This window comes from Microbacterium sp. UBA1612 (assembly GCF_002321605.1).
In the GTDB taxonomy this organism is placed as follows: domain Bacteria; phylum Actinomycetota; class Actinomycetes; order Actinomycetales; family Microbacteriaceae; genus Microbacterium; species Microbacterium luteum.
The window spans coordinates 1-22274 of the sequence record NZ_DCMW01000014.1; the positions used below are offsets into that span (position 1 = coordinate 1).

The 22274-nt window shown below is 71.0% G+C and carries 20 protein-coding genes and 1 tRNA gene; 8 read left to right on the plus strand and 13 right to left on the minus strand.

What is annotated here, in order from left to right:
- Nucleotides 1-336: 336 nt before the first annotated feature.
- Nucleotides 337-410 (minus strand) — tRNA-Gly (locus B3S45_RS05445).
- Between the two features lie 79 nt (nucleotides 411-489).
- Between B3S45_RS05445 and dcd the strand changes: the two genes are divergently transcribed.
- Nucleotides 490-1095 (plus strand): dCTP deaminase, encoded by a 606-nt coding sequence (dcd, locus tag B3S45_RS05450; RefSeq protein WP_071045473.1) that lies wholly within the window; start codon nucleotides 490-492, stop codon nucleotides 1093-1095.
- A 168-nt stretch (nucleotides 1096-1263) separates the two neighbouring features.
- Here dcd and B3S45_RS05455 read toward each other — a convergent pair whose 3' ends face one another.
- From B3S45_RS05455 to B3S45_RS05465, 3 genes are all read right to left on the minus strand, one after another.
- On the minus strand, nucleotides 1264-3573 hold the full coding sequence (locus B3S45_RS05455; protein WP_414683074.1) for an alpha-galactosidase: 2310 nt from the start codon (nucleotides 3571-3573) through the stop codon (nucleotides 1264-1266).
- A complete protein-coding gene (locus tag B3S45_RS05460) occupies nucleotides 3531-4577 on the minus strand; it encodes a LacI family DNA-binding transcriptional regulator (protein ID WP_286717831.1) in 1047 nt (348 codons plus the stop codon). Before B3S45_RS05460 ends, B3S45_RS05455 begins: the two co-directional genes overlap by 43 nt.
- A gap of 197 nt (nucleotides 4578-4774) precedes the next feature.
- Nucleotides 4775-5434, minus strand: coding sequence for a MarR family winged helix-turn-helix transcriptional regulator (locus tag B3S45_RS05465; RefSeq protein ID WP_286717833.1), 660 nt, complete (start codon nucleotides 5432-5434; stop codon nucleotides 4775-4777).
- Nucleotides 5435-5525: 91 nt separating this feature from the next.
- Here B3S45_RS05465 and B3S45_RS05470 point away from each other — a divergent pair, with 91 nt between their 5' ends.
- Both B3S45_RS05470 and B3S45_RS05475 read left to right on the plus strand, forming a co-directional pair.
- Nucleotides 5526-6119, plus strand: coding sequence for a MarR family winged helix-turn-helix transcriptional regulator (locus tag B3S45_RS05470; RefSeq protein ID WP_286717835.1), 594 nt, complete (start codon nucleotides 5526-5528; stop codon nucleotides 6117-6119).
- Nucleotides 6120-6302: 183 nt separating this feature from the next.
- A complete protein-coding gene (locus B3S45_RS05475) occupies nucleotides 6303-8075 on the plus strand; it encodes a BCCT family transporter (RefSeq protein WP_286718118.1) in 1773 nt (590 codons plus the stop codon).
- An 18-nt stretch (nucleotides 8076-8093) separates the two neighbouring features.
- On the opposite strand, the gene B3S45_RS05480 is transcribed toward B3S45_RS05475, so the two are convergent.
- Nucleotides 8094-9500, minus strand: coding sequence for an MFS transporter (locus tag B3S45_RS05480; RefSeq protein WP_071045501.1), 1407 nt, complete (start codon nucleotides 9498-9500; stop codon nucleotides 8094-8096).
- A gap of 81 nt (nucleotides 9501-9581) precedes the next feature.
- On the opposite strand from B3S45_RS05480, the gene B3S45_RS05485 reads away from it, so the two are divergent.
- Together B3S45_RS05485 and B3S45_RS05490 are read left to right on the plus strand one after the other, a co-directional pair.
- Nucleotides 9582-10070, plus strand: coding sequence for a cation:proton antiporter regulatory subunit (locus B3S45_RS05485; RefSeq protein ID WP_071045470.1), 489 nt, complete (start codon nucleotides 9582-9584; stop codon nucleotides 10068-10070).
- Nucleotides 10071-10077: 7 nt separating this feature from the next.
- Nucleotides 10078-11268 carry a cation:proton antiporter gene (locus tag B3S45_RS05490; protein WP_286717838.1) on the plus strand — a complete coding sequence of 397 codons (1191 nt, stop codon included), beginning with the start codon at nucleotides 10078-10080 and terminating at the stop codon, nucleotides 11266-11268.
- 6 nt (nucleotides 11269-11274) lie between these two features.
- Here the strand turns inward: B3S45_RS05490 and B3S45_RS05495 are convergent, their stop codons facing one another.
- Entirely contained in the window at nucleotides 11275-12078 is an 804-nt protein-coding gene (locus tag B3S45_RS05495) for a response regulator transcription factor (protein WP_083336611.1), read from the minus strand.
- A 240-nt stretch (nucleotides 12079-12318) separates the two neighbouring features.
- Between B3S45_RS05495 and B3S45_RS05500 the strand changes: the two genes are divergently transcribed.
- Genes B3S45_RS05500 through B3S45_RS05510 form a run of 3 tightly spaced genes read left to right on the plus strand, consistent with a single transcriptional unit; the run spans nucleotide 12319 to nucleotide 16394 of the window.
- Nucleotides 12319-13983 (plus strand): GspE/PulE family protein, encoded by a 1665-nt coding sequence (locus tag B3S45_RS05500; protein ID WP_286717842.1) that lies wholly within the window; start codon nucleotides 12319-12321, stop codon nucleotides 13981-13983.
- Nucleotides 13970-15166, plus strand: a complete 1197-nt coding sequence (locus B3S45_RS05505) for a type IV pilus twitching motility protein PilT (protein ID WP_286717844.1) — start codon at nucleotides 13970-13972, stop codon at nucleotides 15164-15166. Before B3S45_RS05500 ends, B3S45_RS05505 begins: the two co-directional genes overlap by 14 nt.
- Before the next feature lies 1 nt (nucleotide 15167).
- Nucleotides 15168-16394 (plus strand): type II secretion system F family protein, encoded by a 1227-nt coding sequence (locus B3S45_RS05510; protein WP_286717846.1) that lies wholly within the window; start codon nucleotides 15168-15170, stop codon nucleotides 16392-16394.
- A 30-nt stretch (nucleotides 16395-16424) separates the two neighbouring features.
- Here the strand turns inward: B3S45_RS05510 and B3S45_RS05515 are convergent, their stop codons facing one another.
- Genes B3S45_RS05515 through B3S45_RS05545 form a run of 7 tightly spaced genes read right to left on the minus strand, consistent with a single transcriptional unit; the run spans nucleotide 16425 to nucleotide 22270 of the window.
- On the minus strand, nucleotides 16425-17084 hold the full coding sequence (locus B3S45_RS05515) for a hypothetical protein (RefSeq protein WP_286717848.1): 660 nt from the start codon (nucleotides 17082-17084) through the stop codon (nucleotides 16425-16427).
- A gap of 1 nt (nucleotide 17085) precedes the next feature.
- Entirely contained in the window at nucleotides 17086-17733 is a 648-nt protein-coding gene (locus B3S45_RS05520) for a PilN domain-containing protein (RefSeq protein WP_286717851.1), read from the minus strand.
- A complete protein-coding gene (gene pilM / locus B3S45_RS05525) occupies nucleotides 17730-18734 on the minus strand; it encodes a type IV pilus biogenesis protein PilM (RefSeq protein ID WP_071045463.1) in 1005 nt (334 codons plus the stop codon). Before pilM ends, B3S45_RS05520 begins: the two co-directional genes overlap by 4 nt.
- 8 nt (nucleotides 18735-18742) lie before the next feature.
- Nucleotides 18743-19564: a prepilin peptidase gene (locus B3S45_RS05530; RefSeq protein ID WP_286717855.1), complete on the minus strand. Its 822-nt coding sequence runs from the start codon at nucleotides 19562-19564 to the stop codon at nucleotides 18743-18745.
- Nucleotides 19561-21207 (minus strand): hypothetical protein, encoded by a 1647-nt coding sequence (locus B3S45_RS05535; protein WP_286717858.1) that lies wholly within the window; start codon nucleotides 21205-21207, stop codon nucleotides 19561-19563. The genes B3S45_RS05530 and B3S45_RS05535 overlap by 4 nt, the downstream gene beginning before the upstream one ends.
- Nucleotides 21198-21851, minus strand: a complete 654-nt coding sequence (locus tag B3S45_RS05540) for a PilW family protein (protein ID WP_286717859.1) — start codon at nucleotides 21849-21851, stop codon at nucleotides 21198-21200. Before B3S45_RS05540 ends, B3S45_RS05535 begins: the two co-directional genes overlap by 10 nt.
- The gene (locus B3S45_RS05545; protein ID WP_286717862.1) at nucleotides 21848-22270 is read right to left on the minus strand and encodes a type IV pilus modification PilV family protein; all 423 of its coding nucleotides are present in this window, start codon (nucleotides 22268-22270) and stop codon (nucleotides 21848-21850) included. Before B3S45_RS05545 ends, B3S45_RS05540 begins: the two co-directional genes overlap by 4 nt.
- Between the last annotated feature and the right edge of the window lie 4 nt (nucleotides 22271-22274).

The window sequence follows — 22274 nt, forward strand, 5'->3', positions numbered from 1 at the left end:
TGCAGATTCATGCGACAGCCTCCGTTCTGCGAAAGCCACCACGCGCTGAAACAAGCCGCCGGATGGACCGTCGTCCAAATGCCCGGCGGAAGACTTCACTTCACCGCACCCTCCGGCCTCGAATACGACGACGACCCACCACCACGAGTCATGTTCATGCCCGACGGGGTCGGCGGCCCGGGCGACGCGGACCCACCCGACCCAGAAGTCTGCCCAGCGCCTTTCTAGACAACCCGCTGTGCCGTGGGCGGATCAGGACGCCCGCAGGCGGATCGATGCCGACGGCATCCGTACGAGAGCCCTCCCGCACCACCGTCGGTGGCACGTGAGGGCTTGTGGAGGGGATGACGGGAATCGAACCCGCGCTGTCTGCTTGGGAAGCAGAAGTTCTACCATTGAACTACATCCCCGAGAGCGGAAAACCGCAGCATCCGACAGCATAACAAGGTCGGCGTCGAACGCTCGCACGCGGATCGCTAGGCTGATGCCGTGCTGCTTTCCGATCGCGATATCCGCGCAGAAGTCCACGCCGAACGCATCGGAATCGCCCCCTGGGATGCGCGGATGGTGCAGCCGTCCAGCGTCGACGTTCGCCTGGACCGGTACTTCCGGCTGTTCGACAACCACAAGTACCCGTTCATCGATCCCGCCGAAGACCAGCCCGACCTCACGCACCTGATCGAGGTCGCGCCGGATGAGCCGTTCATCCTGCATCCGGGAGAGTTCGCGCTCGGGTCGACGTTCGAGCAGGTCACCCTGCCCGACGATGTCGCAGCGCGTCTGGAGGGCAAGTCGTCGCTCGGCCGCCTGGGACTCCTCACCCACTCGACGGCCGGATTCATCGACCCGGGGTTCTCGGGCCACGTGACCCTCGAACTGTCCAACGTCGCGACCCTGCCGATCAAGCTGTGGCCGGGCATGAAGATCGGGCAGCTGTGCTTCTTCCGGCTCTCGTCGCCGACCGAGAACCCGTACGGCTCCGGCCCGTACGCCAACCGCTACCAGGGGCAGCGCGGACCGACCGCCTCGCGCTCGTTCCAGAACTTCCACCGCTCCGATGTCGGCGTCACCGATGCGGGCTCCGCGGGTCGATGAGAATCCGCTTCGCTGCACCCCTTCCCCTCGGGATGAGAATCCTCTAACCTGAGTCGCGTCGGCAGTCGGAGGCCACGGAGTCGTCGCCTTCACGAACACCGATACCCGGGGTTTACCCCGCGGTCGCTGCGTCGTCGGGGGGCACAGCGGCGACCGCGGGACGCCCCGTCAACGGGCAACCGAGTCGATCGCCTCAACGTCGTAAAGCACGGTCGTGTCGGGGAACACCGCCGGATGCGTGAGGCCGACCCGCTCGAGGGTCCCGCCGGTGAAGACGGCACCCACGCTCGCAGCGACATCGTCGGCGGTGACCGCGGAGTGCGCGGCCATGTCACCCGCGCCGCCACCCCACCACGGTGGCGGCAGCATCCCGCCGAGACTTCCCGCCGGCAGTACCGGGCGCACCCGGTAGCGACGATCCGGATCGAGCCCGCGCAGGCGCACGCGCCCGTACATGCTCGTCACCGGCCGGTCGACCGAGGTGATCGCGAACAGCGCGCGGGAACGGTCCGCGTCGACCACACCGTGACCGAACAGCGTCTCGTCACCCGTGTCGAGACGCACGATCGTGCCGGTGTGCAGCAGGTCACGCCACTGCTTGTAGAACGCCACCCAGGCTGTGAGCTGCGCGAACTCCGCCGCCGGGGCGTCGCGCAGATCCCACTCGATGCCCAAGTGACCGAACAGCGCGGTCGACGCGCGGTATTCCAGCGAGTGGCCCCGTCCGGTCGTATGCGAGACGCCTGACGCGATGTGCGCGCCCATCAGCTCGGGCGGCAGCAGCTGCTGGGTCCAGCGGTGCACGAGCTGGCGCTCGTGCGGGTCGATGCAGTCCGATGTCCAAACGCGGTCGGTGCGCTCGATCACCTCGAGGTCGATGCGCCCGCCACCCGAGGAGCACGACTCGATCTCCAGGGCCGGGAAGGTCGCCTTCAACTCGTCGACGAGCCGGTAGAAGGCAAGCGTCTGGGCGTGCACGACCGGTCGGCCGTCGATGCGGTCGGCCGCTTCGACGAGGTCGCGGTTGTGATCCCACTTGATGTACGAGATGTCGTACTCGCGCAGAATCGCGACCATCGCATCCCGGATGTGGTCGTAGCAGGCCGGGATCGCCAGGTTCAGCACCTGCTGGTGGCGGCTCGGAACCGGCAGCCGGTCGGGATCGGCGCTCATGATCCATTCCGGATGCGCCCGCGCCACGTCGGAGTCGAGGTTCACCATCTCGGGCTCGAACCAGAGTCCGAACTGCATGCCGAGACCCGTGACGTGGTCGACCAGGGGCGCGAGCCCGTCGGGCCAGACATCCGCAGACACCTGCCAGTCGCCGAGGCCGGAGGTGTCGTCGCGGCGGGATCCGAACCAGCCGTCGTCGAGCACGTAGCGCTCCACCCCGATCTCCGCTGCCCGGTCGGCGAGATCGATGAGTCCCGGCAGGGAGTGGTCGAAGTAGACCGCCTCCCACACGTTGAGGGTGACCGGGCGCGGCGACGACGGATGCTGCGGACGGGCCCGCAGATGCCGATGGAAACGCGCCGCGAGCTCGTCGAGCCCGTCGCCGTATGCGCCGTAGAGCCATGGCGACGTGTAAGACGCACCCGCGTCGAGGACGACCTCGCCGGGCAGCAGCAGTTCGCCGCCCCCGAGCATCTGCTCGCCGCTGAAGAGCCGCTCGGCGTAGTGCACGTGGTTGCCGCTCCACGCCGCGTGCACCGCCCACACCTCTCCCGAAGCGAAGTCGAACCCGGGCACCCCGGCGTGCAGCAGATAGGCCGAATCGGCGCCGGTGCTCCCTCGGCGGTTCTCGCGCAGGTGGATGCCGACACCGAGGTCGGTGCGCTGCGGTGTACGCTCACGCGCCCAGCGGCCGGCGAAGTCGAGCACCTCGCCGGCGATGGGCGGGATCGGCAGCGCCGGCGTGAGCGCATCGAGCGCGTAGTCGTCGGTGCCGAGATTGGTCAGCTCCGCTCGTGTGCGCACGAGTCCGCTGGGCAGCAGCTCCACGCGGAGCGTCAGCGCGAGGCCGGCTCTGGCGTCTTCGGCGCGCACGACGAGCTCCCCCGGCCCGGACTCGGTGTAGCCATCACGCACCGCGACGCCTCCGAGTGTGCGCTCGGTCACCCGGAATCGCGGCGACCACGCCGTGCCGCCGCGCGAACCGGATACGCCGGGACGGCCGGGCCATCCGCTCGACCCCTCGGGAAGGATCGCCACGCGCACCGGCTCGTCCACCTGGTTGAGGCCGACGGGGTTCACGCCGGCGTCGATGAGCGCGAACGCCTCCGGCTCATTCAGCTGTCCGGGGTCGGCGCCCCAGTGCGCGGTCGCCGGGAGCAGATCGCCGGAGAGGTCGAGCACGAGCGCGACGCCGGCGGCGCGCAGCGACACGGCGCGCCGCGGGAAGGCGGGGGAGGAGGAGGTCACGGAGGCCTTTCGCGTCAGGAATCGATCGGTCCTGCGACCGGGGGTGTGAGGGGGCATCCGCACGATTCCCGCACGACGAGGTCGACGGGAAACGCGTGATAGCGCGGGTCGGGGTCGGGATGCGCGACCAGCGCGAGCGCGAGATCGGCCATCTCGCGCACGGGCTGACGTGCTGAGGTGAGCGCCGGCCACGTGAAGTCGCCGGCGCCCGTGCCGTCGAAGCTCACGATCGGACACGCGCGCGGGATGTCGATGCCAGCCTCGAGGAGGGCGCGGAGCACGCCGATCGCCTGCGCATCGGAGCCGACGAAGAGCGCGTCGGGCAGTGCTCCGGTGTCGAGGAGGCGTCGTGCGGCGCGGTATCCGCCCGCGTTGCTCCAGTCGTCGACCGCGAGGGCGCCCGGCGTGACGCCGCGCGCCTTGGTTTCGCTGCGCCATCCGGCGAGGCGCGGATCGGGGCTGGCGAGACCGTCGGGGCCGATGACCATGCCGATGCGCCGGCGGCCGTGCACCTGTGCGAGATGGGCGACGGCGGCGCGGGCGCCGGAGGCGGCATCCGGACCGATCGTGTGATGACCGGCGACCGGACCGGCGCAGTCGAGCAGCACGGTGGTGGGATCCCGCGGGTTGGCAACGGCGGGCTCGGTGGTGGGAGGCCCCGAGCTCGCGAGCAGCAGGGCGTCGACCTGACGGTCGGACAGATCCGAGAGCAGGCGGCGTTCGGCGTCGCGATCGCCGTGCGACTCGGCGGCGAGCACGCCGAATCCACGTTCGCGGGCGGCGCGGTCGATCTCGCCGGCAAACTCGGCGAAGTAGGGGTTGAGCGTGTCCTGCAGCACGAGGCCGATGGTGCGGGTCGTGCCGAGATTGAGAGTGCGTGCCGCGTGGTTCGGCCGGTAGCCCAGGTCATCCATCGCCGCGCGCACGCGGGCCGCCGTCTCGGGCGCAACCGGACGCGGGCCGCCGTTCATGACGTAGCTCACGACGGCCGTGCTCACGCCCGCCGCACGCGCGACGTCGGCCCGGATCACCCGGCGGCTGCGCGCCTCGTCCCGCCCCATCCGTCGCTCTCCCTCGCCCTGAATCCCTCGGCGAGCGCAAGTCTACCCGGGTAGACCCGCGCGGGAGGCGCCTCGCGCCCACCGATGTCGGAGATTCAGCTCGATGTCGGACGATTTCGGGCGAATCCTCCGACATCGGCGCGATTCTCCGACATCGGCGCGATTCTCCGACATCGGCGAGGTGGGGTCGGGTGTCGTCAGGCGGTGGGGGCGCGGTCGGGGCGGGGGCCGTAGCCGGGGTGGCGCGGACCGAAGCCGTGGTGGCGGTTGCCGCCCCAGTCGTCACGGAATCCGCGACCGTGCCCGTCGCCGGAGCCGTGTCGGTATCCGCGACCGTGCCCGTCGCCGTGCCCGCGGCCGAAGCCGTGCCCGCGACCGTGTCCGCGCTCGGAGCCGTGTCCGCGACCGAAGTGGCCGCGCGCGAAGCCGAACGAGTCGTCGTCGGCGCCGCCGAGCGAGCGGGTGAGGGCCTCGAGGCTGCGCACCGTCGTTTCGTAGTCCTGCTCGCCGACGGTCTCGACCAGGCGCGAGCGCACCTCGTCGATGATGCCCGCCAGACGCTGCTTTGCCTCGCGACCGGCGTCGGTGAGCGACAGGCTGCCGTCTCCGGCCTCCTCCACCCAGCCTCGGTCGGCGAGGTGGCGCAGGTGGCGTCCGCGTCCGTGGCCAGGGCCGCGGCGCTGGCGCGTGGGCCAGGGCGCGTCGATGGATCCGTCGATGACGTTCAGCAGCATCCAGTCGCGTCGTGTGACGTCTTCGGCCGCAAGGCGCCCATCGATCTCTCGTGAGAGTGAAGCATCCAGCGCGCGCAGCCAGAAGCCGAGGGGGCGGGGTGTGGGTGTTTCGGGGGTGTTCATGGAAGTTCTCCTCAGATATATGTCATGTAACAATTACATGCATGGTGACATGCTTGTGTGGAACATGTCAAGAGACATGTAAATTCGAACCATGACCGATCCTCGGGCCGACGACCCCGCCGCCACGATCGCCGCCGCGCTCGCTCGCCTGCGGGGGCGGCGCTTCTCCCGGCCGCCGTGGGAGGGCGGTCGTCATCCTCACGGCCGGCACGGCAAGCCCGGGTCGCACGGCAAGCACGGTGCGCACGGCAAGCCGGGCGTCGGCGAGCGGGGGCGCCCGGAGTGGCCGGGTTCGCACCCGCTCGCCGGACCCGGCCGATTCGGCGGTCCGGCGCGCGTGCGCATGCTCGACGTGCTCGCGAGCTCGCCGGAGCCGCTGGGCGTGAGCGAGCTCGCCGAGAGGATCGGTGTCGACCAGCCCCGTGCTTCGCGACTGGTGCAGCAGGGCGTGCAGGAGGGGATGGTCCGCCGCGAGGCGCATCCCGACGACGCGCGTCGCACGCGCATCGCCCTGACAGAGGAGGGCGCCGCGATCGCGCGAAGTTTCCGGGGCGAGCGGACGGATGCGGTGCGCACCGCCCTGGCGGGCTTCACCGACGCCGAGCGCGTGGAACTCGCGCGCCTGCTCGGCAAGCTCGCCGACGCGTGGCCCGGGCCTGCGCCCGGCGAGAACCCTCGAGCATAGCCGCCGGCCGCGGCACACCACCATGACTTTCGGTCGTCCGGCGGGCGTCGATACCGTGGAGCGGTGAGCGAGAACCAGACGCGCGCCGATACGGCGCCTGACGACCCCGCGCCCGACGACCCGACCTCCTCTCCGACCGAAGAGACCGAGAACCTCCTCGACGTGAAGCCCGCCGAGGAGGATGTGACCAGCACCCTCGCCGCCGGGAAGGGAGTGCAGCCCTGGGTCTTCTGGCCCGCAGCGGGAGTCGTGATCGCCTTCAGCGCCTTCGCGATCCTCGCCCCCGGTGCGGCTGAAGATCTGTTCCTGGGCCTGCAGAACTCCATCGTCAACGGCTTCAGCTGGTACTACGTGCTGATCGCGGCGATCTTCGTCGCGGTCGCGATCGTCTTCGGGTTCTCCCGCTTCGGCGACATCAAGCTCGGTCGAGACAACGACGAGCCCGAGTTCTCCCTCGGCGCCTGGTTCTCCCTGCTGTTCGCCGCGGGCATGGGCATCGGCCTGGTCTTCTACGGCGTCAGCGAGCCGCTCAGCCACTTCGTCTCGCCGCGACCCGGCGTGACCGGCGAGCCGCCGCAGCTCGCGCAGGCGGCGCTCACCCAGACGTACCTCCACTGGGGGGTCACGGCCTGGTCGATCTACGTCATCGTCGGGCTCAGCCTCGCCTACGCCATCCACCGGCGCGGCCGGCCGATCTCGATCCGCTGGACGCTCGAGCCCGTCCTCGGGCGCAAGCGCGTCGAAGGACCCTGGGGTCATGCGATCGACGTCGTCGCCCTCGCCGGAACGCTCTTCGGTGTGGCGACCTCGCTCGGCCTCGGCGTGCTGCAGATCAGCGCGGGTCTCGACGCCGCCGGTATCGCCGAGCCCTCCGCGGGCCTGCAGGTGATCATCATCGGCGTCATCACGGTGTGCGTGCTCGCATCGGTGCTGTCAGGCGTCACCCGAGGCATGAAGTGGCTGTCCTCGACGAACCTGATCCTCGCCGGCCTGCTCCTGCTCTACATCCTGATCTTCGGGCAGACGGAGTACCTGCTGCGCGAGTGGGTGCAGTCGATCGGCTCCTACATCCAGAACTTCGTCGGCCTCTCCTTCACGGTGAGTGCCTTCCAGGGCACCGCCGGTGAGGACTGGCAGTCGTCGTGGACCTCGTTCTACTGGGGCTGGTGGATCTCGTGGGCGCCCTTCGTCGGCATCTTCATCGCCCGCATCTCCCGCGGGCGCACCGTGCGTCAGTTCGTGCTCGGCGTGATCGGCGTGCCGACCCTGCTCGGCATCCTGTGGTTCGCGGTGCTGGGCGGATCGGCCCTGTACCTCGAGCTCGACCAGCCGGGATCGATGACGACGGCCGACGGATCGGTGAACATCGAGGGGGCGATCTTCCAGCTCCTGGACTACTTCCCGGGCACGACGCTGCTCACGATCGGCGTGATGGTGCTCGTGGCGGTGTTCTTCATCACGTCGTCCGATTCCGGGGCGCTCGTGATGGGGATGATCGCCACCGGCGGCAATCAGGAGCCGGCGAAGTGGATCCGCACTTTCTTCACGCTCGTGACCGCGCTGCTCGCGATCGCGCTGCTGCTCACCGGCGGACTCACCGCCCTGCAGACGGCGGCGATCACGATCGCCCTGCCGTTCAGTGTCGTGATGCTGCTGATCTGCTGGTCGACGATCGTGGCGTTCCAACGCGAACGCCGCGCCTACGACCACGCGCAGCGCGCCGCCTTCGTCGAGCGCATCGGCGACTACTACGGCCTCGAGGTCGAGGAGCCCGACCAGCGCGGCGTGAGGTGGCCGCGCCTGCCGAAGTGGATGCATCGGCGCGCCGACAGCGGTGACGGGAACGGCGCAGGCACCGGCCGTGGCTCGGGAGCCTCGCCGGCGGAGCGCGTCGATCCGTCGGTCACCCAGATCGAGGCGTCTCGCAAGGACGTCGGAGCGTATCCGCCCGAGTGATCAGGGAGCAGGCCGTCGTCAGTCGATGACGGCCTGCTTCGCCTTCACCGGGATCATGAGGGCGAGCCCGGCCAGCAGCACGATGGTGATGCCGAGGATGCCCAGTCGGGTGTCGCCCGAGATCGCGACGAAGAGGGCGAACAGGCCCGGCGCCATGAACGACACGGCGCGGCCGGTGGTGGCATAGAGGCCGAAGATCTCGCCCTCGCGCCCCGGCGGCGTGATGCGGGCGAGGAACGACCGGCTCGCCGACTGCACCGGCCCGACGAAGGCGGTGAGGATGAGGCCGGCGATCCAGAAGCCGATCTGCGCGGTGCCGATGAAGAGCACCACCGTCCCCGTCGCGACGAGGCCGATGAGCGAGGCCATGATGACGTTCTTCGGTCCGAAGCGGTCGTCGAGGCGCCCGGCGAGGATCGTGGATGCGCCCGCGACGACGTTGGCGGCCACGGCGAAGTAGAGCACCTCGCTGGAGGAGAACCGGAACACCTGGGCGGCGATGATCGCGCCGAAGGTGAAGACGCCCGCGAGCCCGTCGCGGAAGACGGCGCTGGCCAGCAGGAACATCAGCACCTGCCGGTTGCCGTGCCAGAGCTTGGTGAGGGTGCCCCACAGCACCGCGTAGGAGCGGAAGAAGCCCACACGCACCCGGCGCTCGGCCGCCGGGATCTCGGGAACGCGCAGCAGCACGGGGATCGCGAAGATGCCGAACCACACCGCCGAGGCGACGATCGCGACGCGGATGTTGAGCCCGTCGTCGGTCGGGATGCCGAGCACACCCGCCGCCCCGGCGGCGCCGAAGCTCTGGATGAACAGCACGAGCAGCAGCAGGAGCAGCACGATGCCGCCGACGTAGCCCATGCCCCATCCGAAGCCCGACACGCGGCCCATGTTCTTCGGCGTCGACACCTGCACGAGCATGGCGTTGTAGTTGACCCCGGCGAACTCGAAGAAGACGTTCCCGACCGCGAGCAGCGTGGCTCCGAGGATGAGGTAGCCGGGTGTGCCCTCGACGAAGAACATCGCGGCCATGGCGCCGACGACCACGAGCGTGTTCACGCCGAGCCAGAACTTGCGGCGACCGCTCCCGTCGGAGCGCTGGCCGAGAACGGGGGCGAGTACGGCGATGAGGATGCCGGCGATCATGAGGGCGACGCCGACCACGCTGGCGTTGTTCGCCAGGGCGGCCACGAGCGCCGGATCGTCGTCGTTGCCGCCGGCGGCGTCGACGATGGCAGGGTCCACGAACAGGCTGCTGGCGAGGTAGGTGCTGAAGACGAACGTGGTCACGACCGCGTTGAAGGCCGCCGACCCCCAGTCCCACAGGGCCCACGCGAGCACACCGCGCCGGCGCGTGTCCGGTGCGTCGTCCGCCTGCGTCGTGGGATGTCCGGATTCCGGGGAGGGGCGGTCGGGATGCGGCATGTCGGTCACAGTATGACCTTTCGGTGAACGGCCGGTGCTCGGCGGCGAGCGGGGATCGCCTCATGATGCGAGGATGTGGCCATGCCCGTCAATGTCGAGCGCACCGAACTGCCGGGGATCGGCATCCGTCACGATGTCGAGACCGCGGCGGGGCGTCGCCTGTCGATCGTCACCTTCCGCGACGGGGGCCGCGAGCTCGCCGTCGCGGATCCCCATGATCCGGACCGCGCCGAGCTGTCGCTGGAGATCACCGACGACGAGGCCACCGCGCTGTCGGAGGTGCTCGGCGGCTCGGTCATCATGACCCAGCTCGCGGGCCTCCGCGACCAGGTCGACGGCCTGTCGACCTCGCAGATCCCGGTGCGGGCCGACTCGCCCTACGCCGGACGCCCCCTGGGCGCCACCCGCGCCCGCACCCTCACCCGATGTTCGATCGTCGCCGTCGTGCGCGCCGGCGGCGTCGTGCCGGCGCCCGGACCGGACGACGTGCTGAGCGTCGGCGACTCGCTCGTGGCGATCGGCACGGTGCGGGGCCTGGAGATGCTGGCCCGGATCATCGAGGGAAGCTGAGCATCCCATGGACCACGGCGCGCTCGTGCTCATCGAGCTCGGCGCGCTCCTGCTGGGCATCGCCCTTCTCGGCCGACTCGCCGGCCGGCTCGGCATCTCGCCGATCCCGCTGATCCTGCTCGGCGGCCTCGCGTTCGGCGAGGGCGGCCTGCTCCCGTTCGCCGCCGGGGAGGAGTTCATCGAGATCGGCGCCGAGATCGGCGTGGTGCTCCTGCTGCTCATGCTCGGGCTCGAATACACCGCGGATGAGCTCGTGGGGAGCCTGCGCACCTCCCGCCGCGCGGGGGTGATCGACATGCTGCTGAATGCCCTCCCGGGTGCGGCGTTCGCGCTGCTCCTGGGCTGGGGGCCGATCGCGGCGGTCGCGCTCGGCGGGATCACCTGGATCTCGTCGTCGGGCGTCGTGGCGAAGCTCCTGCAGGACCTCGGACGCCTCACCAACCGCGAGACTCCGGTCGTGCTGTCGATCCTCGTGATCGAGGACCTCGCGATGGCGTTCTACCTGCCGCTGCTGACCGCGCTGCTGCTGGGGCTGAGCCTCGGCGCGAGCGTGCTCACCGTCGTCATCGCGATCGCGGTGGTCGCCGTCATCCTGTTCGTGGCCCTGCGGCACGGACACGTCGTGTCGCGGCTCGTCTCTTCGCGCAGCGCCGAAGTGCTCCTGCTGACGGTGCTGGGCGTGACCCTCATCGTGGCGGGCCTCGCCGCGCAGGCGAGCGTGTCGTCGGCGGTCGGCGCGTTCCTCGTCGGCATCGCGATCTCCGGCCCGGTCGCCCGGCACGCCCAGCAGATGCTCACCCCGCTGCGCGACCTGTTCGCGTCGGTGTTCTTCCTCTTCTTCGGGCTGTCCACCGACCCCGCCGACCTGCTGCCGATGCTCCTGCCCGCGCTCGCCCTGGCCGCCGTCACGATGGCGACGAAGCTCCTCACCGGCTATCTCGCGGCCCGTCGCAGCCGGATCGGCGAGGCCGGACGCTGGCGCGCGGGGTTCGCCCTCATGCCGAGAGGGGAATTCTCGATCGTGATCGCCGGGCTCGCGATCGCCGCCGGTGTGGACCGCTCCCTCGCCGCATTGGCGACCGCGTACGTGCTGATCACGATCATCGCCGGCCCCCTGCTGGCGCGCATCCCGGACACGAAGGCGTTCGCCGCATGGACGGCACGTCGACAGGGCGCTGGCCGCCCCGCCCGCGCGTGAGCGGCGTCAGCCGACGGCGGAGAGGGGCTCGATGGTGCGCACGCGGGCGGTCGCCGGAGCCAGGCGGTAGCCGAGCCCCCGCACCGTCGCGATGCACTCTGGCGAGCGGGCGTCGTCTCCGAGCTTGCGACGGATGTTCATGATGTGCACCTCGACCGCGTGACGGTCGTGCTCGGTGATGTGCTGGCCGGGCAGCCCGTTGGTCTCGCGCAGCATGAGCGCGAGCGACGACTTGCTGAAGACCTGCTCCTTGGCGCGCACGAGCATGTGCAGGATGTCGAACTCCGACCGCGTCAGCTCGCACGCGCGGCCGCGCATCTCGACGCGACGCGAGTGCGGCTGCATCCGCAGCGGTCCGTGCGTGAGCCACGCGCCCTCGTCCTGGCGCGGAGCTCCGGCGCTCGTCAGGCTGCGCGAGCGACGCAGCAGCGCATCGATGCGTGCGCGGAGCGCGTGGGGGCGGACCGGGCCGGCGAGGTAGTCGTCGGCGCCGGCGCGGAAGCCCTCGACCGTCGCGGACTCGGAATCATCGTCGGACAGCATGATCACGAACGCGTCGCTGAAGTCCCGGATGCGACGGACGGCTTCGAAGCCGTCGAGGCCCGCCAGGTCGGTCTGCACGATCACGAGGTCGGGGCGATGCTGCGCGGCCGCGTCGATTCCACTGAAGGCCGTCGCAGCGGAACGCACCCGGAAGCCCTGCTGCGACAGGCGGTCGGCCACCGCCTTGGCTCGATCGGCGCGACTGTCGATGACGAGGGCGGTCCGCGCGAACGGATCCGACAGGGGGTGAGTGGCGATGGGGCGCATGGGGGCCTTCGGCGTATGTGGGGGCGAACGTCGATACAGCTGGCGAGGCGTACGTGCAAGAAATTCTGTCTTTCATGAGTAACTTCTCATAAAACTCAGCTTTCACACAGTCCCCATCCGTCCCACAACTTCAGTTTTTCCTCAGGTCGACCGGCTTTGGCTCAGGAAAGGTCCCGGGAGTCGTGCCGCGAGACGGCCGAGATCTAGCCTGGGTCGCCGGAGGAGAACGGGGGGAGAACCGTGCGGGGAATCGCGCAGACGCTCGTCCTCCTGGGATCCACGCGCGCCTCGACGCTCAGCGAGCTGCTCGCCGAACACGGTGAGGGCGACCGCTTCCTGCACGAGGTCGTCGCGCGCGAGATCGTCACCCCGTCACAGCTCGCCGAGGCGATCGCGCGCCAGACGGGCCACCGCTTCGTCGACATCACCGGACTGCAGCTCGAACCCGAGATCGTCACGCTCGTGCCCGGCGGCCTCTGCCGGAAGTACGACGTGCTCCCCATCGGTCGCACGGCCGACCGGGTCGTGCTCGCCATGGCCAATCCCACCGACATCATCGCGCTCGACGACGTGTCCACCGTCACCGACCTGCAGGTGGAGCCGGTCGTCGTCGCGGCCGACGCGCTCCAGCTGGCGTTCCAGCGCTACGTGCGATCCGACGAGGAGCTCTCCGATCTGTCCGCCGAGCTGGAGGAGAGCGCGGCCACACACCTGTCGGCGACCGAGGTCGTCGACGATCAGGACAGCGATGCGCCGATCGTGCGGTTCGTGAATCTCCTCGTGACCCAGGCGATCGACGATCGCGCGAGCGACATCCACGTGGAGCCGGGCGAGTCCCACCTAACCGTGCGCTATCGCATCGACGGGGTGCTGCACGAGATGCAGCGGGCCGACCGCAACATCCAGGACGGCATCATCTCGCGGCTGAAGATCATGGCCTCCATCGACATCGCCGAGCGGCGCCGGCCGCAGGACGGCCGGCTGTCGGTCTCGCACGGCGGCCGCAAGGTCGATCTCCGCGTCGCGACGCTCCCCACGGTGTGGGGCGAGAAGATCGTGATGCGCATCCTCGACAACACCGCCGTCAGCCTCTCCCTCGCCGATCTGCGGATGGGCCGCGGCAACCTGACGCGCTTCCGCGGCGCCATCGAGCGGCCGCACGGCATGGTGCTCGTGACCGGGCCGACCGGATCGGGCAAGTCCACGACGCTCTACACGGCGCTGCGGGAGGTGTCGAACCCGCGCGTGAACGTCATCACGGTCGAGGATCCCGTCGAGTACCGCATGGCGGGGGTCAACCAGGTGCAGGTCAACGCCAAGGCCGGCCTGACGTTCCAGTCGGTGCTGCGCAGCATCCTGCGCTCCGACCCCGACATCGTGCTCGTGGGCGAGATCCGCGACAGTGAGACGGCCGTCATCTCCATCGAGGCAGCGCTCACCGGCCACCTCGTGCTCTCGACGCTGCACACCAACGACGCTCCCGGCGCCGTCGCGCGTCTCACCGAGATCGGCGCCGAGCCCTACCTCGTCGCCACCGCGCTGTCGGCCGTGGTCGCGCAGCGCCTCGCGCGACGGCTGTGCTCGACCTGCCGGCAGCCCTATCGCGAGGACTCGGCGGTGCTCACGCGTCTGGGGGTGCCGCACGATCCGACCGACGTGCCGGTGCTCTACGGCGCACAGGGGTGCCCGGCGTGCTCCGGCACGGGCTATCGCGGACGCGTCGGCCTGCACGAGGTGATGGCGATGACCCCCGAACTGGAGGCGGCGGTGGTGCGCAGCGCATCGGGCGCCGACCTGCGGGAGCTCGCGCTCGCGCAGGGCATGACGAGCCTGCGGGCCGACGGGTGGTCGAAGGTGCTCGAGGGACTCACCACGATCGAGGAGGTGCTGCGTGTCACGGTCTGAGCTGCGGATGCGATCGGCGGGCGGTGTCGCCGAGGATGCGCCCGAGCGGGTGCTGGAGGGGGTGCTCCGCACGGCCGCGACGATGGGGTCCTCCGACATCCATTTCTCCGCCGACGCGCCGGCGCTCCACCGGCACGACGGACACCTCGTGCCGGTGCCGGGCTACGACAGCCCGATCCCGGGACCGGTGCTGCTCGACGCACTCGTGGGGATCATGTCCGCTGCGCACCGCGAGGGTTTCCACGCCACCGGCGACGTCGACCTCTCCCACACGGTGCCCGGGACCGGGCGGTTCCGTGTGAACGTGTTCCGCCAGCTCGGGCAGGTCGCGGCCGCCTTCCGTCTCATCGCGAGCCGCGCGTTCACCCTCGACGAGCTGGGCGCGCCGGCAATCGCCGGAGATCTCGCGCTGCGACCGCGCGGCTTGGTGCTGGTGACCGGGCCGACCGGATCGGGCAAGTCGACGACCCTCACCGCCATGATCGACCTCATCAACCGCACCAAGCAGGATCACGTGGTGACGGTGGAGGATCCGATCGAGTTCGTGCACACGTCGCAGCGCTCGCTCATCCACCAGCGCGAGGTCGGCGCCGACACGACCTCCTTCGCCGAGGCGCTGCGCCGCGTGCTCCGGCAAGATCCCGACGTCATCCTCATCGGCGAGCTGCGCGACCCCGAGTCGATCTCGACCGCGCTCACCGCGGCCGAGACGGGCCACCTCGTGCTCTCCACCCTGCACACGCAGGGGGCGGCGAAGAGCATCAACCGCATCGTCGACGCGTTCCCCGCGCACCAGCAGAACCAGGTGCGCAGCCAGCTCGGCGACACGCTGCAGGGGGTCATCAGCCAGACGCTCCTGCCCAAGGCGCAGGGGGGAGGCCGCGTGATCGCGACCGAGGTGCTCGTGTCGACGCCGGCGGTGGCGAACCTCGTGCGCGAGAACCAGATCGCCCAGCTGTACAACGCGATGCAGGCCGGGGAGGGTCACGGCATGCACACGCTGGATCAGTCGCTGAAGACCCTCGTCGAATCGGGCGACGTCGCCGCCTCGCTCGCGCGTCACTACCTCACCGACCCGCATGCCCTCGACGGCGTGCGGGTGCGCCCGCGCGACTACGACGCCGAGGCGTGGCTCGGCGGAAACGCCGACCCCGCGCCGCCGTCGGACGACTGGATCCTGTGACATGCCGCTGGAGGAATATCGCTGGCGCGCGGCCACCGCTACCGGGGCGGAGGCGAAGGGGGTGCTCGAAGCGGCGAGCGAGAGCGCCGTCGTGGCGAAGCTCCGGGCGCAGGGGCTCGCTCCGCTCAGCGTCGTGGCGCAGTCCAAGACGGGGCTCAACCGCGACGTGACGATCCCCGGGTTCGAGCGCGGCGTCGCCACGAAGGACCTCGCGGTGTTCGCGCAGCAGTTCGCCGGACTCATCCAGGCGGGGCTCCCCCTCATGCGGGCGCTCGCCCTGCTCGCCGAGCAGACCCCGAACCGGCGGCTGGCGTCGGCGCTGACGGCGGTGCAGGTCGACATCGAGTCGGGGTCGTCGTTCTCCACCGCGCTCGCGGCGCATCCGAACGTCTTCCCGCCGCTGATGGTGAGCCTCGTGAGCGTCGGCGAGACCGGCGGCTTCCTCGCCGACTCGCTCGAGGCGATCTCGCGCAGCTACCAGGCCGACGTGAAGCTGCAGCAGAAGATCCGCTCCGCCACGACCTACCCGATCATCGTGCTCGTCATCGCGGTCGTCGGCGTCATCGCGATGATCACGTTCGTGGTGCCGGTGTTCGAGAACATGTTCGCGAGCATGGGCGGCGAGCTCCCGCTCCCGACGCAGATGCTCGTGACCCTGTCGCACAACATGGTGTGGATCCTGCCGCTGCTGATCGTGCTCGCCGTGGCGGGGTGGATCTGGTACCAGCGCGTGAAGCACACCGACCGCTTCCGGGGCGTCGTCGATCCCTTCCGCCTGCGGATGCCGGTGTTCGGCTCCCTGGTGACGAAGATCGCCGTGGCGCGATTCGCCCGCAACCTGTCGATGATGCTCGGGGCCGGGGTGCCCCTCATGCAGGCCCTCGACCTCGTCGGCAGGGCGGCGAACAACAAGGCCATCGAAGACGCCCTGCGCAGCGTGCGCGAATCGGTGCGCCTCGGCCGGTCGTTCTCGGCGCCGCTCGCGCGCGCCGCCGTCTTTCCGCCGATGGTCAGCCAGATGGTGTCGGTCGGCGAGGAGTCGGGGTCGCTTCCGGACATGCTCGAGAACATCGCGGCGATGTACGAGGCCGAGGTCGACGCGGCATCCGAGCAGCTGACGAGCATGATCGAGCCGATCATGATGACGGTGCTCGGACTCCTCATCGGCGGCATGGTCGTCGCGCTCTACATGCCGATGTTCACGATGTACCAGCAGCTCGGTCAGTGACCGGGGCCGGCCGCGGCGCGGCGGCGCGGGTCAGGGTCGCGTGAAGACGAGGAGCGTCGCGCTGAGGCTTGCCCCGCCCTCGGCGCCCTCGGTGACGGAGGCCTGCGTCACCGCGACCAGGCGGGGGCCGGCGCGCAGCTCGTCGAGGATGCGCGTGGCGGCCTCGACCGTGGGCGCGGCCACCACGACGGTCACCGACGTCTGCTGAGGGCCGTCGCTCGCCGCGACGGGCGCCGGGGTGCTCGACTCGAGGGTGGTGCTCGGCCCGACGGCGGCGGAGGCGTCGTCGGTCTCGGCTGCCTCGTCTGCGGGCTGCGGTGCCGGAGTGGCGGCCTCGTCCGTGCGCACGGCGAAGGCCTCGCTGCTCGCGGGCGTCACCGAGGTGACCGAGCCGCCCTGCGCGGCGGCCGCGTCGATCGCAAGCAGGAGCACGTCGTCGACGCGCGCCTCGGCGGGGATCTCCGCGCGGAGGGTCGCGACCTGCGCCTCGAGGGCCGTCATGTCGGCGGACTGGGCGACCAGCGCATCCAGCACCCCCTGCTGCGAGCGGTTCTGCGCGGCGACCGCGTCGGCCTCGCCCGCCGTGCGGGTCGCCTGCGTGAACAGGGGGAGCGCGAACACGAGCACGGCGAGCACGAGGATCGCGAGGGTCGTGGCCGCGCCGATGAGGTTGACGAGCTGCTTGGTCATCTCACTCCTCGGCCGTGAAGGCGCCGGTGTACACGGACTGGTCGAGCGCGATGCGCAGGGTGTAGGTGAACACGCCGTCGGCGGCGGTCAGCGACTCGAGGTCGGCCGCGATCACCGCGGGGGCCTCCCGCAGGTCGCGGGTCGCCGCGACGAGGTCGATCGCGGCCGGCGTCTGAACGGTCACGGTGCCCGACATCCCGGTCGCAGACGTCGGGTCGGACCCCGCCACGGGCGCGGCGCCGGCATCGAGCGAGAAGCCGGTGATCGTCACCCCGGCCGGCAGGTGCGAGGCGATGAGCGCGACCGCGGGCGTCCACTCCAGGTCGCCGGCCATCGCATCGGCGCGCAGCGCCTGCAGGTCTCCGCGGGTCGCGAGCGCTTCGCTCACCTCCGACAGCTCCGCGATGCCGGTGAGGATCTGCTGGGTGCGGGCCTGCTCGAGGCCGAGCCGCACCGACGAGGCGACGTGATAGGCGGCGGCTCCGCCCACGAGCAGCGCCGAGACGGCGACGGCGGCGATGCCGACGACCATCCACGCGCGGGCGCGCGCCAGCATGTCGCGCCGTCGCATCTCGGACGGGGGCAGCAGGTCGACGCGGGGGAGGGAGCCGAGGGGAAGCACAGGCTGCCGGGTGCGGCGCACGTTCACGAGACGCCGCCCTGCAGCAGCGCGGCCGTGCCGGTCAGGCGCGCGGCCGTTCCGACGGGCAGCGCGAGACCGGGAGCGGCCGGCACGAGATCGGAGACCGAGACCGGGGTGACCGGGGCGCCGGCGGCCGTCGCGATCGCCTCGACGAGTCGCGGATGCGCGGCGTGCGTCCCGGTCACGAAGGCGATGTCGATCGGCGCGGCGTTCGCACGGTCGCGGTAGAAGGCGACGGTGCTCCGCAGGCGCCCGACGAGGTCGATGAGCGCCGTCTGCACCGCGGGCGAGAGCGCGTCGCGCGCATCCGACTCGACCGTCGCGGCGCGGCGACGGCGAAGCGGCTCGGATGCGGGTGCCGGTTCGTCGGGGGGTGCCGCGTCGACGATGTCGAGCGGAACGACGCGCACGAATCTCGGCACCCCGTCGGTGGCGATGACGATGTGCGTGGTGTGCTCGCCGATGCCCACGAGGAGGCCGGTGCGGCCCGGCTCGACGAGGGTCGCGAGGGCGCGGGCGTAGCCGAAGGCGACGAGGTCGATCGACAGGGGGCGAAGGCGTGCCTTGTCGAGGGCGCCGACGAGCTCCTCCATGTGCTCGGCGACGGCGGCGACGAGCAGGCCGTGCACGCCACGGTCGTCCTGCGCGGTCGGCACGAAGTCGAGAACGGCCTGATCCACCGGCACGGGCAGGCGGTCCTGCACTTCGAACGGCAGCGCCTGGCGGATCTGCGCGGGGTTGGTGAGCTGGGTCGAGTGCTCCCGCACGAGGATGCGGCGGTTGCCGACGCCGAGCACGACGTTGCGCTGCGAGATGCGCGCCTCGGCCCACAGCCGTTGCAGGGCGACGGCGACCGCATCGCGATCGAGCACCTCGGAGTCCTTCGCCGCCCCCGGCGGCACCGGCACCTCGCCGGCCGCCACGACGGTCGGGGTGCGTCCGAGGCTCACCTCGATCGCGCGCACGCTCTCCTCGGTGATCTCCACCGCCACCTGCGTCTTCGGCATGATCGTCCTCACAGCTCCGGGTACAGGCCGGTGTAGGCGCGCGCGATCGCGTCGCCGGCGAGCACGCCGATCCAGGCGCCGACGATGATCCACGGGCCGAACGGGATGGCGGTGCGGCGACCGGCGTGGCCGCGCACCAGCATGCCGACCCCGAACGCGCCGCCGGTCACGAACGCCGCGAACGCGCCGACGAGCAGCGGGCCCCATCCGAGCCACCCCAGCATCAGGCCCACGACGGCCGCGAGACGCACGTCGCCACCGCCCATGCCGTCGGGACGCACGAATCGGATCGCGGCGTAGAACGCCCACAGGGCCGCGGCGCCGACGAGCGCGCGCAGCAGGGATGCGCTGTCGGCGCCCAGCAGCACGGCGAGACCGAGGAGTGCCGCGCACACGATCAGGGCGGATCCGGTGATCGCGTGGGGGAGGCGGCGGGTGTCGAGGTCGATGAGGGTGAGCACGATCCCCGAGGCCGCGAACCACAGGTAGGCCGCGATGACGGCGAGAGTGGCCGCGGGCGGACCGGGGAGGGCGAGAATGCCCCACGCGACGACGACGGCGAACACGATCGCGGTGAGCGCCTCGACGAGGGGATAGCGCACCAGGATCGCCGCACGGCATCGCGCGCAGCGGCCGCGGAGGGCCAGCCATCCCAGCACCGGAACGTTCCGCCACCACCGCACCGGCTCGTCACACGTGGGACAGCGGCTCTCGCGCAGCAGCGAGATGCCGGCGGGCACGCGATAGGCGACGACGTTGAGGAACGAGCCGATGACGGCGCCGAAGACGCCGGCGCCGACGGAGACGAGGGTGAGGGCGAGCGGGGTCACGGGGATGCCACCTCCCGGCGCCACAGCACGTCGCCGAGCGCGTGCTCGCCGGTCTCGATGATCGTGGGCGTGCCGCCGTATCCGCCGTCGGGGGCGGGCTGACCGGGCAGGCTCATGAGTTCGCCCTTGATCGTGATCTGACCGCCGGAGTTGAACCCGTTCGTGTAGAGGGATCCGAGCAGCACGCCGCCGCCGGACACGGACAGGCGGCACGGGGTGTAGATGAGCGAGCGCACGCCGTCGAGGTTGGCGCCGTTGGTGTTGACGTTCGTGGCCGTCGCGCCGAGGGCGCACGAGGGCCTGCCGTCGGGCACGGTGTCTTCGGTGATGAAGTACACGCGGGGCGTCGCGCCCGTGGCGGCGGTCATGGTGAGGCCGGTCGTGTCGAACTTCTTCGCCAGGAGCACGACGTTCGAGGCCTTCAGCGCCGGTGCCGGATTGCCGCCCGCGTTGGAGGTGAGCTGGTCGCACGCGCGGCCGTCGATCACGACCGTGCCGGTGTAGTTCGCGAGGTCCTTCCATCCGCGGTTCCCGCCGCCGACCCACGTGCCGTCGACGCTCCATCCGGTGTGCTTGTTGTAGTAATCGCACGTGTCGGTCGCGTTGGCGCTGACGTTGCGCAGCGTCACGACGGTCGCACCCGGCCAGTCGGCGGCGCGGTACGTGTAGTCGAACCAGCCGGGGAGGCTCGGCGCGGGCACGGTCGGCACGTCGTCGGTCTGGATGGTCTCACCCTCGATGCGGCCGCCGTTGACCGACGGGAAGCTGCCGGCCGGCAGGGTCACGTCGCCCTCGATGACCCGGCTGTTGACGGTGACGGAGCCGTTCGCGATCACGTTCGTGTGCGCGCGGGCGCCGCTCCACAGCAGGTCGAGTGCCCCGTTGACGTGCACGGTCGAAAGCGGATCGTCGGCGTTCGCGCTGCCGATGCTGCTGTTGATCTTCGAGGTGCCGGTGCCTGCGGCGAGGATGTCGCCGAGCACCGTCGTCGCGCCGCCGTTGAAGGTGACCGTTCCGCCGGCGTAGATGTCGCCGCTGACGTTGCAGCCGTCGCTCGAGGTGACGTTGCCGCCCACCAGCAGGTTGCCGGGGATGCCGAGCCGGCAGCCGAACGTTCCCGTGACCGCGACCACCTGCGGCTCGTTGCCGCCGTGCGCGAGCAGGGTCACCTGGCCCATCGTCGAGGCGTCGTAGAGCACGAGGCCGACGGGGGTGAGCGACGGATCGACGGCCTCGATGGTCTCGGCGACGAGGGCGTAGACCGCCTGCACGGTCGCCGACGTGCCGTCGGCCGTGCCGGTGGCGGTGAGGGTCACCGTGCTGCCGTCGTCGGCGCACGTGAGGGATGCGGTATAGGCGGCGCCGGTGTCGAGCGCGCCGTCGGGCACGGTCGCGTCGCACAGGTCGCCGCCCTTCGCGGCGGCGACCGCCTCGGCCATGCCGGCGTCGGCGGCGGCACGCGCCTCGAGCGTGGCGCGGACGCCGCTCGTGGTGAGCGTCGTGTTCACGACGGCGCTGGAGAGCCCGACGGCGATGACGCCGAGCACGAGCGAGACGATCAGCACCGAGATGAGGGCCGCGCCCCGGTCGTCGTCGACGGCGCGGTCGCGGGTGCGGTCGCGGTTCGGTCGGGTCACCAGCATCGGGCACCGCTTCCGTCGTCGCGGGCGCCGGCGACGGCCGACCCCGAGAGCGAGGTCGTGCTGCGCGCGTTCAGCTGCGGCTGCTCCGACGTGACGACCGTCAGGTTCCACGACAGGTGGCGGTCGTCGAGGGTGAAGGGCGGCAGCGCCGTGCCGGCGGCATCCGTCGCGGGTTCGACGACGTCGACGAGGGCGCCCCACGTCGTCGCGGGGGCGGGTGCGGTCTGCGTGCCGGTGAGCGGGGCGGAGGTGTGGGTGCGGGCCTCGAGGCCGCCGTCGGCGCCGTCGCGGGTTCCGTCGGCGTCGGTCGTGGTGAGGTCGACGAGCGCCCACGCGCGGCACTGCCAGCCGGTGTCGCCGGTGGCGACGCGGGCCCGCACGAGCGTGCCGCCGCCCGGGATGTCCTGCACGACGATCTCCGCGGCATTGCGGATGTCGGTCTGCAGCGACGTGCTGAGGGCCTGGGCGCGACCCGTGGCGAGGTCGAGGTCGCGGGTGGCGGCGGTGGCCTGCATCGTCGAGACGAACAGCGAGGCGATGAGGGTCAGCAGCATGCCGCCGACGAAGAGGGCGACGAGCAGCTCGACGAGACTGAGGCCGGCGTCGTCGGCGGCCATCTCTCGCGGGGACGCGTCGGCGTTCATGGGGCCGTCACCACGATCTTTGTCGCCATCTCGACGACCGGGGAGCCGGGGTCGGCGTCCGCATCCCGCACGGCGACGGTGACCGTCACGGCGGCCGGGTAGGAGGTCGGGCACGTGTCGACGGCGATGTCGGCGACGAGTCCGGTGTCGGCGTCATCGGGAACGCCCGTCGCCGCGGCGTCGGCCAGTGCCGTGCACGAGTTGGCTGCGTCGTCGGGATGCGCCGCCCGCACATCCGCGAGCTGCCCCGCCGCGAACGACTGCGCCGACGCGCGGTCGCGGTTTCCGGCGCTCAGCACCGATGCCTGAAGAGCCAGGGGGAGGATCGCGACGGCGATGACGGCGAACAGCAGCATCGACACCACGACCTCGACGAGACCGAAGCCCTCGTCGGAGCGGGTGTCGCGGGTGCCGGCCATGCCG

Coding starts and splice junctions, on each gene's coding strand:
- B3S45_RS05465 (WP_286717833.1), bottom strand. CDS start 5,434: ATGAACACCCCCGAAACACCCACACCCCGCCCCCTCGGCTTCTGGCTG.
- B3S45_RS05540 (WP_286717859.1), bottom strand. CDS start 21,851: ATGAACGCCGACGCGTCCCCGCGAGAGATGGCCGCCGACGACGCCGGC.
- B3S45_RS05460 (WP_286717831.1), bottom strand. CDS start 4,577: ATGGGGCGGGACGAGGCGCGCAGCCGCCGGGTGATCCGGGCCGACGTC.
- B3S45_RS05510 (WP_286717846.1), top strand. CDS start 15,168: ATGCCGCTGGAGGAATATCGCTGGCGCGCGGCCACCGCTACCGGGGCG.
- pilM (WP_071045463.1), bottom strand. CDS start 18,734: ATGCCGAAGACGCAGGTGGCGGTGGAGATCACCGAGGAGAGCGTGCGC.
- B3S45_RS05495 (WP_083336611.1), bottom strand. CDS start 12,078: ATGCGCCCCATCGCCACTCACCCCCTGTCGGATCCGTTCGCGCGGACC.
- B3S45_RS05490 (WP_286717838.1), top strand. CDS start 10,078: ATGGACCACGGCGCGCTCGTGCTCATCGAGCTCGGCGCGCTCCTGCTG.
- B3S45_RS05485 (WP_071045470.1), top strand. CDS start 9,582: ATGCCCGTCAATGTCGAGCGCACCGAACTGCCGGGGATCGGCATCCGT.
- B3S45_RS05455 (WP_414683074.1), bottom strand. CDS start 3,573: ATGCCCCCTCACACCCCCGGTCGCAGGACCGATCGATTCCTGACGCGA.
- B3S45_RS05535 (WP_286717858.1), bottom strand. CDS start 21,207: ATGCTGGTGACCCGACCGAACCGCGACCGCACCCGCGACCGCGCCGTC.
- B3S45_RS05480 (WP_071045501.1), bottom strand. CDS start 9,500: ATGCCGCATCCCGACCGCCCCTCCCCGGAATCCGGACATCCCACGACG.
- B3S45_RS05545 (WP_286717862.1), bottom strand. CDS start 22,270: ATGGCCGGCACCCGCGACACCCGCTCCGACGAGGGCTTCGGTCTCGTC.
- B3S45_RS05470 (WP_286717835.1), top strand. CDS start 5,526: ATGACCGATCCTCGGGCCGACGACCCCGCCGCCACGATCGCCGCCGCG.
- B3S45_RS05515 (WP_286717848.1), bottom strand. CDS start 17,084: ATGACCAAGCAGCTCGTCAACCTCATCGGCGCGGCCACGACCCTCGCG.